Origin of the sequence: Streptomyces similanensis (genome assembly GCF_039543625.1) — a bacterium.
Classification (GTDB): domain Bacteria; phylum Actinomycetota; class Actinomycetes; order Streptomycetales; family Streptomycetaceae; genus Streptomyces; species Streptomyces similanensis.
In genome coordinates, this window is the sequence record NZ_BAABKC010000006.1 from 39,210 (window position 1) to 54,062 (window position 14,853).

Genomic DNA, 14,853 nt, shown 5'->3' on the forward strand with positions numbered 1-14,853 from the left:
CTCCACTCTCGCGCCGGATCCCTCCGGCCGTGAGTGGCAGGACTGCCGCACATCTTCAAATTCCTGCCACTGGTAAGGCACACTGGCCGCATGCTGGAGAACGTGGCCGCCGTCCTGCTCGACGGTGTGCATCCCTTCGAACTGGGCGTCGTCTGCGAGGTCTTCGGGATCGACCGCAGCGACGACGGCCTGCCCGTCTACGACTTCGCCGTGGTCTCCGCCGAGGGCCCGTCGCTGAGCACCCACGTGGGCGGGCTGAGCGTCAGCACGCCCTACGGGCTCGACCGGCTGGAGGAGGCGGATCTGATCGCCGTGCCGGCCGGGAACGACTTCGCGACCCGGGTCCACCCGCCCGCGCTGCTGGCCGCCCTCGTGCGGGCCGTGGACCGGGGCGCGCGGGTGCTGAGCGTGTGCTCAGGGGTGTTCGTGCTGGGCGCGGCGGGACTGCTGGAGGGGCGGCGCTGCGCGGCGCACTGGCGCCACGCGGCCGAGCTGCGCCGGCAGTACCCGCACGTGGTGGTGGAGCCGGACGTCCTCTACGTGGACGAGGGCACGGTGATCACCTCGGCCGGGACGGCCGCCGGGATCGACGCCTGTCTGCACATCGTGCGCCAGGAGCAGGGACCGGAGGTCGCCAACAAGATCGCCCGGCGGATGGTGGTGCCGCCGCACCGGGACGGCGGGCAGGCGCAGTACATCGAACGGCCGCTGCCGAAGTCGCGGTGCGACACGGTGGGCGAGGTGCTGGTCTGGATGGAGCGGCACCTGGACGAGGAGGTCACCGTCGAGCAGCTCGCCGCCCGCGCGCTGATGTCCCCGCGCACCTTCGCCCGCCGTTTCCAGCAGGAGACGGGGACGACTCCCTACCGGTGGATCCTGCGGCAGCGGGTGCTGCTGGCGCAGCGGCTGCTGGAGGGGACGGACGAGACGATGGACGCGATCGCGGACCGGACCGGGTTCGGCACCGCCGCCGCGCTGCGGCACCAGTTCGTCCGGACGCTGGGCACCACGCCGCACTCCTACCGGCGCACGTTCAGGGGCCCGCAGGCCGCCTGAACGCGCGTCCGGCGCGGCCGGGTTCCCGCCGGGGCGGTCCCGGCCGCGGCCGGTCAGCGGGGCAGGGCCCGCAGCAGCAGACGGCGCGGGCGCAGGGTGATCCCGATGCGCGGCCTGGGGTCGGAGCCGGGGGCCTGGTCGAACCGGAGGGCGGCGGCGACGGCCGCGGTGAGCAGGGTGAGCTCGGCCATCGAGAAGTGGTCGCCCGGGCACTTGCGGTTGCCCACGCTGAACGGGCTCATCGCGTACTTGGGGACCTCGTCGGAGTGTCCCGGCAGCCAGCGTCCGGGGTCGAACTCCTCATGCCGAGCGAAGGAGCGCCGGTCGCGCTGGACGGCGTAGGGGCTGTAGATGACGTCCGCTCCGGCCGGAATGCGGTATCCGCCGAGCCGGGTGTCGGCGACCGTCCGGCGCGTCAATATCCACACGGCCGGATACAGTCGCAATGTCTCGACGACGACATTGGCGGTGTACGTCAGTTTTCGGACGTCCTCGAATGCGACCGGGCGGCCTTCCGTGACCGTTTCCACCTCGTCGCGGATCTTGCCGCCGAGTTCCGGGTACTCGGTCAGGGCGAGAAGGAGCGACATGATCGTGGAACCGACGGTTTCGCTTCCCGCGGTCAGGATGGCAATGACCTGATCATGGATCTCCTGTTCCCCGATGGGATCGCCATTCTCGTCCGTCGCCTCCAGCAAAGCCGTCAGCAAATCGTCCGGTTTTTGACCGCTCGCCCGGCGGTCGGCGACGATCTCGTCCACCAGGAGATGGAAATCGGCCAAGGCCCGGTTGAATTCTCGGTTCGACCGCAGCGGCAGCTTGTAGAGCGGTCCGAGCGGGACGACCATCCGCTGGTACATGCCGCTGAACAGGGTGGCCAGCGCCGCGCAGATGCGCTCGGCGCGGTCGTCCATGTAGCTGCCGCGCATCAGGCAGCGGGCGGCGACGCGCACGGCCGCCCGGAAGGACTCCCTGGTCACGTCGAGCACGTCGGCCGAGCGCCAGCGCTCCACCAGCCCGTGCGCCTCCTCGGTCATGATCGGCCCGTACCCGGGGATCGCGTCGAGCCGGAAGGCGGGCTGGATGGTGCGCCGCTGACGGCGGTGGAGCGGGCCGTTGGCGGTGGCCACGCCCTCCTTGCCGAGCAGGCCGCCCAGGGACTCCCAGAGCGGTCCGGCGACGATGAAGTCGGGGCTGAGCGCCAGCGCTCCGGTGAGGGCGGGCGCGGTGACGGCGTAGAGCGTCTTGGGGCCGAGCCGCAGGCGGACGACGTCGCCGTGGTCGCGCAGCCCGGTCAGGAAGGCCAGCGGGTTGCGGGCCAGCCGGAGGCCGTGGCCGAGGAACGGGACGGCGCCGGCGGCGACCGGGGGCTCCAGCGGCTCGTCTCCGGCCCGGGACCGGTCCTCGGGCCTGACCGATTCGACGGTCATTTCTCACCTGCCGTCTCGTTGCTGACGTACGGGGGTGTGGAGCGGTCGTCCCAGCTGTCGACCATGTACCGGCCGGATTCATGGTGGAACCAGTAGACGGAACTGAACCAGTTCCGCATGTTCGCGACGCAGGACAGCACGGCGGCGCCGAGTTCCTTTCCGCGCGCCGTTCCGTCCGCCAGGGAGTCCGCGAAACGTAACGCGTCCTGTTCGGCGACCAGGAAATCGGAAATGCATTCCTCGACCCGGCGGCGGAGTTCCGCGATCGCCTCCTCCAGGCTGAGTCCTTCGTGTTTGACAAGACTTATGCCGAGATTGTGCACCTCGTCGCCCGCGATTTCCTTGGGCAGTGAGCACAGGTCGTTGTACCAGGCGGCGAATTCCTGGCTGAGCAGTGCCGGGCGCCGGTACGCGGGGTTTTCGCGGACGGCGTCGGGGAGTTCACGGCCCGCGCTCGGCTCCAGCAGATCGGTCCAGATCCAGTGCGCGAAGGTGAGCCGGCGCAGCGCGAGGTACTCCTCGACCGTGGGCACGACGCCCTCGGTGCGGTTGTGGAACTCACGGTCGTACGCCTCGATCACCGCGTGGAAGTGCCGGGCGAAGCGGGCGTTCCACGTCGCCGGCAGGAACCCGTACAGCCGCAGCACGCTGTCCGCGAAGGCCGCGACCAGGGTGTCCGGGTGGTTCAGGTGCTCCCGCGGCGCGTCGAGCGCCGCGTGCAGCGCGCGGCGCAGCCGCCGCCAGGCGACGGGCCGGCGGTGGACGATGTCGCGGTCGTGCCGGTCGTCCCAGACGAAGAACCAGGCGCTGTAGTCCGCGATGGCCTGGAGGACCTCGTCGGGGGCGCCGAGGTAGTAGCCCGCCATGAGGTCGGTGTAGCGCAGGCCGTCGACGTGCTGCTCCACCTTGTCCGCCGGCATGAGCCGCTTTTCCAGCAGCCAGCTGCGGGTGTTCTCCTGGAGCCGGGGCCAATAGGCGTGCAGCCGCCTGGGAAACGCCGCCTCGATCACCGGCAGGGCCAGTGACGGCGGCACCGCGACCGTCGTCGATGTCGATGTTGTGCTGTATGGGAAAGCCGGCACGAACAACCCCTCTCAGCCGCCGCCGGCGCCCGCCCCTGACGCTGTGTCCGGCGCACGCCGTCCTGTATCCCCGTCCTCCCATTCAGCACTACAACTGACCGTTCTGGGAACGGATTTGGCCCAGCCATCGCCGTGGATGCCGAGAACATCCCCTTGTGTGACCGATTTGATTCGATCAATGCGCACAAAGGATCGAACAGGGGCAGGACACACGTACGGCGCCTGACCGTTCGTCCGGTCGGGCGCCGTTCACGGGGGCCTCCAGGGTCTCTGGCGCCCCGACTGCCGCGGTGGGCTCAGTCGTTGGCGACCACGGGGTAGCGCGGCTCGTTCTCGGCCATCTGCCGCAGCGCGTCCTTGCGCTCGCGCTTGGAGAGCCGGTCGATGTACAGCTGCCCGTACAGGTGGTCGGTCTCGTGCTGCAAACAGCGTGCGAAGTAGCCGGTGCCCCGCACCTTGATCGCGTGGCCGCGCTCGTCCTGGCCGGTGACCTCGGCGTAGTCGGGGCGGGCGAGCGGCGCGTAGGCGGTCGGCACGGACAGGCAGCCCTCGTTGCTGTCGTCCAGCCGGCGCCGGTCGGCGGGCAGCTCGACCGGCTTGGGGTTGCAGACCACGCCGACGTGCCGGACGCCCTCGTCGTCCATGCAGTCGTAGACGAAGACCTTCAGGTCGACGCCGATCTGGTTGGCGGCCAGGCCCACGCCCTCGGCGGTGCGCTGGCTGGCGAACATGTCGGCGACCAGCTGCTGGAGCTCCTCGCCGAACTCCGTGACGTCCTTGCACTCCTTGTGCAGGACGGGGTTGCCGACGACCGTGATCGGCCGCGAGGCGCCGCGCTCGCGCCAGGCCGTCTCGCGCTCCTCGGCGTCCTCCGTGTCGACGACGTAGCCCTCGTCGTCGACGGGGAGCACGCCCGCGTGCTGCTGATCGGTGTCCTGCTGCGCCATGACCGACGTACGCCTGCCTTCCTGGAATGACTGATGCCGACTAAGAGTACGGGGAATCCTCAGCAGACCTCTTCCAGGTCCCGCCAGTCCCGCGAGTCCGGACTGTCCGCCACCCAGCCGTCCAGCAGCCCCCTGACCAGCGCGGCCGGCGCGGCCACCCCGCACTCCCGTTCGGGCACCCACAGCTGCCCGTCGGTACGGTGGCCCAGCGGTCCGGGGTGCCCCGGCTCGCTGTGGTCGTGCGGGTCCAGGTGCACGCCGTCGCCCTCGTCGGACGGCATCCGCGACTCCGAACAGGTCCGGCACAGCAGCCGCACCGAGGACGACCAGTCCTCGGCGGCGAACCCGGCGTCGGCGGCGAGCTGTTCCAGGGCGTCCCGGTCGGCCTCGGTGGCCGCCTCCAGCAGCACCACCCAGGTGGGCACCGGCGAGGGCGCCCACAGCTCGATCTCGTCGAAGACGGGGTAGCTGTGCCCGGCGGCGGTGGTCCGCTCGCCGTGCGGCACGCCGTCGTGCAGCACGACCTCGCCCCAGCGCCGCCCGGAGGACGGCAGCGGGATGGACAGCACCTCCATCCGGGCCGGGTCGAGCCGCCGGCCCCACACCACCTCGGCCTCGCCCTCCGGCGACAGCCGCACCGCCGCGCTGCCCAGCTCCATGCCCAGCGGCTCGCCCGCCTCGGTCGCGCCGCCGGGCACCTTCAGGCCGTAGGCCTGCCAGGCCCGCCGGGCCAGCGGCCAGTCCTGGAGCGCGGTGGCGGCGATGCCGACGTTCCACCAGTCGGGCGCGCCGGTCTCCTTCTCCAGCAGCGCCACGGCGCGCAGGCCGGCCGCTCTGGCCTGTTCCCAGTCGTGCCGGAACTTGTGCAGCAGGGCGAGGTTGAACCAGGACTCCGACAGCCAGGGTTCCAGGTCGGCGGCGCGCGTCAGCAGTGCGCCCGCGTCCTCGTACCGGCCGTCGCCGATCAGGGTGAACGCGCGGTCGGTGGCCTGCCGCCAGGAGGCGGAGGGCCGGTGCCGTCCCTTGCCGAAGATCCTCACGATTCCTGCCTGCCAGTTCCGTCGTTTGGGCTGGCTCTGCCCCCGGACACCCTTTCCTTTCGCATCCAACCACGTACGGCTTCAGCGGCGCTCATTACCCATGGGTTACCCCGTCACGGGCGACGGAAGACTCTCCCGTGCGAGCACCCGGGCCAGCGCCTCGACCACGTCCGGGGCGTAGTCGTCCGCGGTGGCCAGGCGCAGCTCCTCCAGCGCCGTGAGCGGTCCGCAGGGTCCGGCGGCGCGCGCCTTCTCGTCGTAGGCGTTCACCGCCCGGACGATCCGCGCGGGCAGCGGCTGCTCCGGGCAGGGGTCGGCCTGCCGCTCCACCACCACCGCGACCTCCCGGCCCACCCCGCTGCGGCGCACCACGGCCCCGCCGAGCAGGGCGATGCGGCGCTGCTCCTCGGCGGGCAGGCCCGCGGTGGCGCCGGCGGGCACCGGGTCGACCAGGCTGAGCTGTCCGATGTCGTGCATGAGCGCCGCGTGCTCCAGGACGGTCAGCTCGGGCTCCGCGAGGCCCAGCTCGCGGCCCACGGCCCGGCTGAGCGCGGCGACCCGCCGGGCGTGTCCGGCCGGGGTGTACCCGGCGACCTCGGTGGCCCGGGCCAGGGAGGCGATGGTCTGCCGGTAGGTGGCCCGCACGGCCGCGTACCGGCGCAGCGACAGCTGGGCGAGCAGCAGCGGCACCGCGAGGACGGGCAGCGCCCACAGGCCCACGACGGCGACCGCGAGGGCCATCACCGCGCCCGTCGCGCACACCGCCGGGCCGATGCCCAGCAGGCCGCGCAGCTCCTCGCGCAGCAGCGGCCCGAACGGCCACCGGGTGCGGCAGTGCAGCGGCGCGGCCGAGAGCACGGCGCCGCACAGGGCGGTCAGCGCCAGCAGCGCCACCAGCAGCAGGGCGTACGCGGGTCCGATCCAGTCCCGGAACGCCCCCCGGCCGTACAGCGGCTGGAAGCAGACGGCGGCGAAGAAGACGGTCAGGACGCGTCGCGCCAGGTGGTCGAGGGTCGGGCCGTGCCCGCGCGCGATGTGCGGCACGCTGCCGAGCAGGGCGGCGGCGAGCACGACGGCCACGACCTGGAAGGCGTCGTGGTGGCCGGCCCGGCCCGCGTTCTCGCCGAGCAGCGCGTACGACAGCGCGCCCGCGGCGCCGAGCGGCGCGGCCTCGCGGACCTGTTCGCCGGACCACCGGGTCAGCTCCCCGACGAGCACCAGCACCCCGAAGGCGAGCGCGGTCCCGCGCTCGGCCAGCCCCGTCCACAGGGTGACCGTCAGGGACAGCAGCGCCACGAGGAGGGCGGCGCCCCGGATGAGGACCATCAGCCGGCACTCGCCCACCGGCGCGCTCACCGACGCGCCCGCCGACGCCTTCACCGGCGCGCTCTGCGGTGGCCGGAGCGGTGCTTCCGGGCGGGCGGCGGGGCGGGGGCGGCCGGCGAGGCGCGGTGGGCGTCCGGGTCGGCGGCGGCCGACGGAACGCGGCGCGGGCCGGGCGCCGGGGCGGGCGGGGTTTGGTGCGGGCCGGGGACGGCGGTGGGCGGCTGAGACGGGTGCGGGTCGGCGGACGGCTGGGCCGGGTGCGGGGCGGCGGAGGGCGGCTCAGCCGGGTACGAGCCGACGGGAGGCGGGGGGCGGTGTGGGTCCGGGGTGGTGGGCGGGGTGTGGGGTGGCGGGGTACGGGGGGCCGGTGGGGTCGGTTCGGCGGTGACCGTCGGGTGCCAGCCGTGGTGGTCGACGGCGCGGACCAGCGCGGTGACCATCCGCGGGTCGAACTGCGCGCCCGCGCACCGCTCCAGCTCCGCCAGTGCGGCGCCGACCGGCCGGGCCCGCCGGTAGGAGCGGGTGGACGTCATCGCGTCGAAGGCGTCCGCGACGGCCACCACCCGGGCGCACTCGGGGATCTGGCCGCCCCTCAGCCCGTAGGGATAGCCGCTGCCGTCGAGCCGTTCGTGGTGGTGCAGGATCGCGGAGCGGGCCTCGTCCAGGAAGGAGATGCCCCGCACCATCTCGTGCCCGTACTCGGGGTGCAGCTCGATCACCCGCCGCTCCTCGGGCGTCAGCGGTCCTTCCTTGCGCAGCAGCCGGGTGGGGACGCCCAGCTTCCCGACGTCGTGCAGGATGCCGGCGAAGCGGAGCGTCTCCACCCGCTCGTCGGCCAGGCCCAGTTCGCGGGCGATCAGCACGGACGCCTGCCCGACCCGCTCGCTGTGGCCGCGCGTGTAGCCGTCCTTGATGTCGACCGCCTGCACCAGGGCCCGGATGGTCGCCTGGTGGGCGGCGCGCTCGCGGTGGTACTGCGCGTACGCCCACCAGGTCACGTACATCGGCAGCAGGACGAGGAGGGCGGCGACCGGGCCGTAGCGGCTGCGCCAGAGCACGGCCATCATCAGCCCGGCGAGCCCGTGCACCGCGACGGGCGCCAGCGAACGGGCGAACAGGCCCCGCCAGGCCCGGTACGTCCCGACCCGCTCGGTGAGCGCGAGCATCCCGCCCTCCAGCGCGGTCAGCACCAGGCAGAACACCGTGACGGCGAGCGCGGCGGGCAGCAGGGCGTAGGGGAAGTCGGAGGTGACGACCGCGTCGCGCCCGCCCAGCTCCCAGTGCGTGCGGCCGGCGGCCCACACGGCGAGCACCAGCTGGGCCGCCCGCCAGATCCGGCGCGGCGCCTCGGGCCGCTGTCCGGTGCGCGCGAGCAGCGCCCCGGGAAGGGGCACGAACGCGGCGACGGGCGGCGGCAGCAGGAAGACGGCGGCCAGCAGCACGGGGTAGAACGGGCCGGCCAGCTGCCGCGGGGCGAGCCGCTTGCAGCCGGCGTAGAGCGCCGCCAGCAGGGCCAGCACCCACCAGGGGGCGTGGGTCGCGGGCAGCGGCAGCAGACAGAGCAGGGCGGCGAGGACGGCGCAGGCGACGTACGCGCGGGCCTGGGGTGGAACGGCCTCCATGACGCCCCTCCCCGGTCACGCCTGTCCACGGCCAGTGGGTTCGAGCCTAGGCCGGACGAGGGGGCCTCCGCGGGCCGATAACCCGCGGATTAGCACGTTCGAGTGACATACAGTCAGGAAGTGGACGCCGGTTCGGCGCTCGGCGACCGCTCCGGGGGCGCCTGGGAAGGGGCGGTCGGCAAGGGGCGGTCGGGCTCAGGTCCCCTGCGGAGCGCCGGGCGGGGGCAGTACGTCGCGCCCGGAGCCGCCCTGGTCGCCGGAGCGGATCAGCTGGATCCGCCCCATGACCTTGGCGCGCAGGTCGGCGGGGACGTCGTCGTGTCCGCAGCACCGCTTGACCAGCTTCTTCACGGCCTGCTCAAGGCCGTACTTCTCCAGGCAGGGCGAGCACTCCTCGAAGTGGTGCTCGAACTTGGTGCGATCGACTTCCGGCATCTCACTGTCGAGGAACTCGTACAGGTGGTCGAGTACCTCACCGCAGTCCGTCTCATGCGGCTCTCCGCAGCTCATGAGCCCGAGCCTTTCGCTTCGTTCGACTTGCCGGCGCCGGCCGGGACCAGTCCGCGGTCGCGGGCGTAGTCCTCGAGCATGCCGCGCAGCTGACGGCGGCCCCGGTGCAGCCGGGACATCACCGTGCCGATGGGTGTCCCCATGATGTCCGCGATCTCCTTGTACGCAAAGCCCTCGACATCGGCGAGATACACGGCGATGCGGAATTCCTCGGGGATCGCCTGGAGCGCTTCCTTCACGTCCGAGTCCGGCAGGTGGTCCAGCGCCTGCGACTCGGCGGAACGCAGGCCCGTCGACATGTGCGACTCGGCCCGGGCGAGCTGCCAGTCCTCGATCTCCTCCGCCGCGCTGCGCTGGGGTTCGCGCTGCTTCTTGCGGTAGGAGTTGATGAAGGTGTTGGTGAGGATGCGGTACAGCCACGCCTTGAGGTTGGTGCCCTCGCGGAACTGGTGGAAGGACGCGTACGCCTTGGCGTACGTCTCCTGCACCAGGTCCTCGGCGTCGGCCGGGTTGCGCGTCATGCGCAGCGCGGCCGAGTACATCTGGTCGAGGAATTCGAGCGCGTCCCGCTCGAAGCGCGCGCTGCGCTCGGCGGTCGACTCGGCGGACGCGGACGCGCCCGTGCCCTGGCCCTCGGGCAGCTCCGCGTGGCCGTCGTCGGTCCCTGCGTCGGTACCGGGAACCGGACCCACCTCCTCAAGCGATGTCGTGGGACCGAGAGAGATCCCACTCGTTTCGGAGGATAGACGACGACCCGCGCCCGCCGCCGCTCGAATAGGGGCGGCCTTGGCCGTGCGCAGCACCGTCCACTCCAGGTCGGCGCGGCTGCCGCGGCCGGACTCGGTCTCGGCCGGACGCGCCGTCTCCACCGGACGGCGGGCGACGGGCGGGCACGCGGTGCAACCCATGCGGCGGACTCCCTCTCCTACGACTTCCCTACGACTTCGGTGCCGGCGACCAGCACGTACGTCCCGCTCAACAGCGCGGGGAGGTCCGGCATTCCCGGCCGCCGGCCGGCGTCACCCGAGCGCCGCGGTCCACCGCGTGACGGCGTCGGTGAGCAGCTCCAGCGCCTGCTCCTGGGTCGGCTCCGCCCGCTTGGGGACGGCGAAGCCGTGATCGGCGCCGGGGATCGCGACCAGTTCGTGGCCGCCCTCGGGGAACTCCGCCGGCCTGCCGAACGGGTCGTTGCCGCCCTGGACGACGAGCGTGGGCACACCGGCGCCGAGCAGTTCCGCCGCCCGGGACTTCTCCGGCCGGCCCGGCGGGTGCAGCGGGAAGGAGAGGGCGAGCACGGCGTGCGCGCCCAGCTCGCGCGCCGTGCGGCAGGCGACGCGCGCGCCGGCGCTCCGGCCGCCCGCCACCACCGGCAGCCCCGCCCCGGCGAGGACCGGCCACACCCCGCGCCAGCCGGTGTCCAGCGTCTTCGGCGCGGGCGCCACCTTTTTGCCGGCCACCCGCCAGGGCTGCTCCACCAGCGCGACGGTGACGCCGTGCGCGGGCAGCGCACCGGCCAGCGCCTGAAGGTCGCGCGCCTCGATGCCGCCGCCCGCGCCGTGGCCGACGGCGAGGACGAGCCGGGGCACGGCAGCGCGGCGCCAGGTGATCCGGGCCGGGCCCGCCTCCGTCTCGACGGTCTCGGCGGTCTCGGCGGTCTCGGCGGTCTCGGCGGTCTCGGCGGTCTCGGCGCTCGCGTCGGACGCCACCTGGGTCGTCACCTCGGTCCTCGCTTCGGGGCTGTCGGGGCTCACGTCAGAAGAGTGTGCCCTCTTCGGGTGCGGGCAGCTCCTTCAGCAGCTCCGGTCCGTTGTTGCGGACGTTGCTGACGGCGGTGGACACCGGGTAGGCGCGCAGCAGCCCCGGGGGCGGCGGGGCCAGCAGGGCGCGCAGGTCGTCCGGGTCGGTGCGGGCCGGGTCCAGCCAGGCGTCCCAGCGGTCCGGGGTGAGCATGAGCGGCATCCGGGGGTGGATGTCGGCGAGCGCCCGCGGCCCCTCGGCCGGGGCGGCCGCCAGCGGACCGCGCTCCGCCTCCGTGGTGATCACCGAGCACGTCACCCACCAGGCCCCCGGGTGGTCGTCGGGCAGCGCGCGGTCGCGCCAGAACTCGTAGAGCCCGGCCATCGCGAAGACCGAGCCGTCGGCCGGGGTCACGAAGTAGGGCTGCTTGCGCGGGCGCTTGCGCCGCCCCTCGACCTCCAGCTCGCGTTCCTGCTCGCCGGTGACCCACTCGTAGTAGCCGTCGGCGGGCACGATGCACCGGCGGGCGGCGAAGGCGCGCCGGTACGACGGCTTCTCGTGCACGGTCTCCGCGCGCGCGTTGATCATGCGGGCGGCGCCGTCGGGGGACGTCGCCCACGACGGCACCAGACCCCACCTCAGCGTGCGCAGCTGGCGAACCGGCCGCGTGTCGCCGGCGTCCTTCAGGGGGCGGTCCAGGACGACGTGGACCGCCTTGGTCGGGGCCACGTTGTGGTCGGGGGCGAGGACTTCCCCGGGCTCCCACTTCTCGATCCCGAAGACCTGCGCGAGATCCTCGGCTCCGCGACTCGATGCATACCGTCCGCACATACGTGCAACACTGCCAGACCCCGCACCGCTCAAGGGAGCCACTCCGCACCATGGACCGCCTCGCCGCGACCGCGCTGCCCGACCTCTGGGACCGGCTCCTCGGCACCCAGCCCAACCCCGACCGGTGGGTGGTGACCGGCACGGCGCTGGTCGCGCTCGCCGTCGTCGTCCCGGCCGCGCTGTGGCGGGTGGCGCGCAACGCCATCACGATCGCGCACGAAGGCGGTCACGGGCTGGTGGCGCTGCTCACCGGGCGCACGCTGACCGGCATACGGCTGCACTCCGACACCAGCGGCCTCACCCTCAGCCGGGGCAAGCCGTACGGCCTCGGCATGATCCTGACCGCCGCCGCCGGTTACACCGCTCCCCCGCTGCTGGGCCTGGGCGGCGCGGCGCTGCTCGCCACCGGGCGCATCACGCTGCTGCTGTGGGCGGCGACGGCGCTGCTGCTGGCGATGCTGGTGATGATCCGCAACGCCTACGGGGTGCTGACCGTGCTCCTCACCGGCGGCACGTTCCTGCTGGTGTCGTGGCTGGCCGGGCCGCAGGTGCAGGCGGTGTTCGCGTACGCGGTGGTGTGGTTCCTGCTGCTGGGCGGGGTGCGGCCGGCCTTCGAACTCCAGGTCCGGCGCGCCCGCGAGGGCGGCGGCGACTCGGACGCCGACCAGTTGGCGCGGCTCACGCACGCGCCGGCGGGCCTGTGGCTGTTCCTGTTCCACGCCGTGTCGCTGTGCTCGCTGATGGGCGGGGGGCGCTGGCTGCTCGGGCTGTGAGTCCGCGGGCCCTCCCCGGCGGACCGGCGGACTGGCGGCCCGGCAGGCCGGTGGACCGGCGGCCCAGTAGCCCGGCGGCCCGGCAGGTCGGCGGCCCTCGCGCGGGACGGCCGGGCGGACGGCCTCCTTATAGAGTGGGCCCATGGCCTCGAACCCCGCTGACACCGCCCTCTGGCCCGCCCCGCACGCGAGCGGAGCCGTCGACGCGACGGTCCACGTGCCCGGGTCGAAGTCGGTCACCAACCGCGCCCTGGTGCTCGCCGCGCTCGCCTCGGAGCCGGGCTGGCTGCGCCGCCCGCTGCGCTCGCGCGACACGCTGCTGATGGCCGGCGCCCTGCGGGCGATGGGGGTCGGCATCGAGGAGACGGTGTCCTCCGCCTCCGGCGCGGGCGCCTCGGGCGAGGCCTGGCGGGTCATCCCGGCGGGGCTGCACGGCCCGGCGACGGTCGACGTGGGCAACGCCGGCACGGTGATGCGCTTCCTGCCGCCGGTCGCCGCGCTGGCCGACGGCCCGGTCCGCTTCGACGGCGATCCGCGTTCGTACGAACGTCCGCTGCACGGCGTCATCGACGCGCTGCGCACGCTCGGCGCCCGGATCGACGACGACGGCCGCGGCGCGCTGCCGCTGACCGTACACGGCGGCGGCGCCCTGGAGGGCGGCGCGGTGGAGATCGACGCCTCCTCGTCCTCCCAGTTCGTCAGCGCCCTGCTGCTGTCCGGTCCGCGCTTCAACCAGGGCGTCGAGGTGCGCCACGTCGGCGCGACGCTGCCGTCGCTGCCGCACATCCGGATGACGGTGGACATGCTGCGCGCGGTGGGCGCCCAGGTGGACACCCCGGAGTCGGGCGGCGAGCCGAACGTGTGGCGGGTCACGCCGGGCGCGCTGCTCGGCCGGGACCTGACCGTGGAGCCGGACCTGTCGAACGCGCAGCCGTTCCTGGCGGCGGCGCTGGTGACCGGCGGCAAGGTGGTCGTCCCGGACTGGCCGGCCCGCACCACCCAGCCGGGCGACCGGCTGCGGGAGATCTTCACGGAGATGGGCGGTTCCTGCGAACTCACCGACTACGGACTGGTGTTCACCGGCTCCGGCGCGGTGCGCGGCATCGACGTGGACCTGAGCGAGGTCGGCGAGCTGACCCCGGGCATCGCCGCGGTCGCCGCGCTCGCGGAGTCGCCCTCGACCCTGCGGGGCGTGGCCCACCTCCGGCTGCACGAGACGGACCGGCTGGCCGCGCTGACCAAGGAGATCAACGAGCTGGGCGGCGACGTCACCGAGACCGCCGACGGTCTGCACATCCGTCCGCGCCGGCTGCACGGCGGGATCTTCCACACCTACGACGACCACCGCATGGCCACCGCCGGTGCGATCATCGGCCTGGCGGTGGAGGGCGTCCAGATCGAGAACGTGGCGACGACGGCGAAGACCCTGCCGGACTTCCCCGAGCTGTGGACCGGGATGCTCGGGGCGTAGGACGCGGGGAACAGACATGCGCCGCTACGGCAAGCACACCGACGAGGACGACATCCGCTCCCGGCCCAACCGCCGGGGCAACCGCCCGCGGACGAACATCCGCCCCAAGCACGAGGACGCCGCCGAGGGCATGGTCCTCACCGTCGACCGGGGCCGGCTGACCTGCCTGGTCGACGGCCGCACGATCCTGGCGATGAAAGCGCGCGAACTGGGCCGCAAGGCCGCCGTCGTGGGCGACCAGGTGGCCCTGGTCGGCGATCTGTCCGGCAAGAAGGACACCCTCGCGCGCATAGTCCGCATCGAGAAGCGCACCTCGGTGCTGCGCCGCACCGCGGACGACGACGACCCCTACGAGCGCGTGGTCGTGGCCAACGCCGACCAGCTGGCCATCGTCACCGCGCTCGCCGACCCCGAGCCCCGGCCGCGGCTGATCGACCGCTGCCTGGTGGCGGCGTTCGACGGCGGCCTGGAGCCGCTGCTCGTCATGACCAAGTCGGACCTGGCCCCGCCGGACAAGCTCCTGGAGCTGTACGGCGACCTGGACATCCCCTACGTCGTCACCAGCCGCGAGGAGCTGGAGAGCGGCGGTGCGGCGGACCGGGTGCGCACGTTCCTCGACGGACGGGTCACGGCGTTCGTGGGCCACTCCGGCGTCGGCAAGACCACCCTGGTGAACGCGCTGGTCCCCGAGGAGCGCCGGCGCGTCACCGGGCATGTGAACGCGGTGACCGGCCGCGGCCGGCACACCACCACCTCGGCGCTCGCGCTGCCCCTGGCGAGCGACGGCGGCTGGGTCGTGGACACCCCGGGCGTACGGTCCTTCGGGCTCGCCCACATCGACCCGTCCCGCGTCATCCACGCCTTCCCCGACCTGGAGCCCGGCACCGAGGGCTGCCCGCGCGCGTGCAGCCACGACGAGCCGGACTGCGCGCTGGACGCGTGGGTGGCGGACGGCCACGCGGACCCCGCCCGGCTCTACTCGCTGCGCCGGCTGCTGGCCACGCGCGAGCGCACGGAGGGCGACTGAC

General features: G+C 73.5%; 13 protein-coding genes and 1 pseudogene. 4 read left to right on the forward strand and 10 right to left on the reverse strand.

Annotated elements, in window-relative coordinates; all coding sequences use genetic code 11:
* Positions 1 to 90: 90 nt before the first annotated feature.
* The gene (locus ABEB07_RS01815; RefSeq protein WP_176150452.1) at positions 91 to 1,056 is read left to right on the forward strand and encodes a helix-turn-helix domain-containing protein; all 966 of its coding nucleotides are present in this window, start codon (positions 91 to 93) and stop codon (positions 1,054 to 1,056) included.
* A gap of 53 nt (positions 1,057 to 1,109) precedes the next feature.
* On the opposite strand, the gene ABEB07_RS01820 is transcribed toward ABEB07_RS01815, so the two are convergent.
* From ABEB07_RS01820 to ABEB07_RS01865, 10 genes and pseudogenes are all read right to left on the reverse strand, one after another.
* Positions 1,110 to 2,486, reverse strand: coding sequence for a bifunctional albaflavenone monooxygenase/terpene synthase (locus tag ABEB07_RS01820; RefSeq protein WP_345666704.1), 1,377 nt, complete (start codon positions 2,484 to 2,486; stop codon positions 1,110 to 1,112).
* Complete coding sequence (gene cyc1 / locus ABEB07_RS01825) at positions 2,483 to 3,568, reverse strand: epi-isozizaene synthase (RefSeq protein WP_345666705.1); 1,086 nt, start codon at positions 3,566 to 3,568, stop codon at positions 2,483 to 2,485. The genes ABEB07_RS01820 and cyc1 overlap by 4 nt, the downstream gene beginning before the upstream one ends.
* A gap of 296 nt (positions 3,569 to 3,864) precedes the next feature.
* Positions 3,865 to 4,515 carry a peptide deformylase gene (gene def, locus ABEB07_RS01830; protein WP_164589842.1) on the reverse strand — a complete coding sequence of 217 codons (651 nt, stop codon included), beginning with the start codon at positions 4,513 to 4,515 and terminating at the stop codon, positions 3,865 to 3,867.
* A gap of 59 nt (positions 4,516 to 4,574) precedes the next feature.
* Positions 4,575 to 5,555: a tetratricopeptide repeat protein gene (locus ABEB07_RS01835; protein ID WP_164589843.1), complete on the reverse strand. Its 981-nt coding sequence runs from the start codon at positions 5,553 to 5,555 to the stop codon at positions 4,575 to 4,577.
* A 105-nt stretch (positions 5,556 to 5,660) separates the two neighbouring features.
* On the reverse strand, positions 5,661 to 6,881 hold the full coding sequence (locus ABEB07_RS01840) for an HD-GYP domain-containing protein (RefSeq protein WP_345666767.1): 1,221 nt from the start codon (positions 6,879 to 6,881) through the stop codon (positions 5,661 to 5,663).
* Positions 6,882 to 7,198: 317 nt separating this feature from the next.
* Positions 7,199 to 8,503: pseudogene (locus ABEB07_RS01845) on the reverse strand (HD-GYP domain-containing protein); the annotation flags it as partial.
* A gap of 195 nt (positions 8,504 to 8,698) precedes the next feature.
* Positions 8,699 to 9,013 (reverse strand): mycothiol system anti-sigma-R factor, encoded by a 315-nt coding sequence (rsrA, locus tag ABEB07_RS01850; protein WP_176150448.1) that lies wholly within the window; start codon positions 9,011 to 9,013, stop codon positions 8,699 to 8,701.
* Complete coding sequence (sigR, locus tag ABEB07_RS01855; protein ID WP_164585309.1) at positions 9,010 to 9,705, reverse strand: RNA polymerase sigma factor SigR; 696 nt, start codon at positions 9,703 to 9,705, stop codon at positions 9,010 to 9,012. The genes rsrA and sigR overlap by 4 nt, the downstream gene beginning before the upstream one ends.
* 327 nt (positions 9,706 to 10,032) lie before the next feature.
* Positions 10,033 to 10,719 (reverse strand): alpha/beta hydrolase family protein, encoded by a 687-nt coding sequence (locus tag ABEB07_RS01860; RefSeq protein WP_345666768.1) that lies wholly within the window; start codon positions 10,717 to 10,719, stop codon positions 10,033 to 10,035.
* Positions 10,720 to 10,765: 46 nt separating this feature from the next.
* The gene (locus ABEB07_RS01865; protein WP_345666707.1) at positions 10,766 to 11,581 is read right to left on the reverse strand and encodes an SOS response-associated peptidase; all 816 of its coding nucleotides are present in this window, start codon (positions 11,579 to 11,581) and stop codon (positions 10,766 to 10,768) included.
* Positions 11,582 to 11,631: 50 nt separating this feature from the next.
* On the opposite strand from ABEB07_RS01865, the gene ABEB07_RS01870 reads away from it, so the two are divergent.
* From ABEB07_RS01870 to rsgA, 3 genes are all read left to right on the forward strand, one after another.
* Positions 11,632 to 12,354: a M50 family metallopeptidase gene (locus ABEB07_RS01870; RefSeq protein ID WP_164584429.1), complete on the forward strand. Its 723-nt coding sequence runs from the start codon at positions 11,632 to 11,634 to the stop codon at positions 12,352 to 12,354.
* 142 nt (positions 12,355 to 12,496) lie between these two features.
* A complete protein-coding gene (aroA, locus tag ABEB07_RS01875; RefSeq protein WP_345666709.1) occupies positions 12,497 to 13,825 on the forward strand; it encodes a 3-phosphoshikimate 1-carboxyvinyltransferase in 1,329 nt (442 codons plus the stop codon).
* Positions 13,826 to 13,841: 16 nt separating this feature from the next.
* Entirely contained in the window at positions 13,842 to 14,852 is a 1,011-nt protein-coding gene (gene rsgA / locus ABEB07_RS01880; protein WP_345666710.1) for a ribosome small subunit-dependent GTPase A, read from the forward strand.
* The last annotated feature ends 1 nt before the right edge of the window (position 14,853 follow it).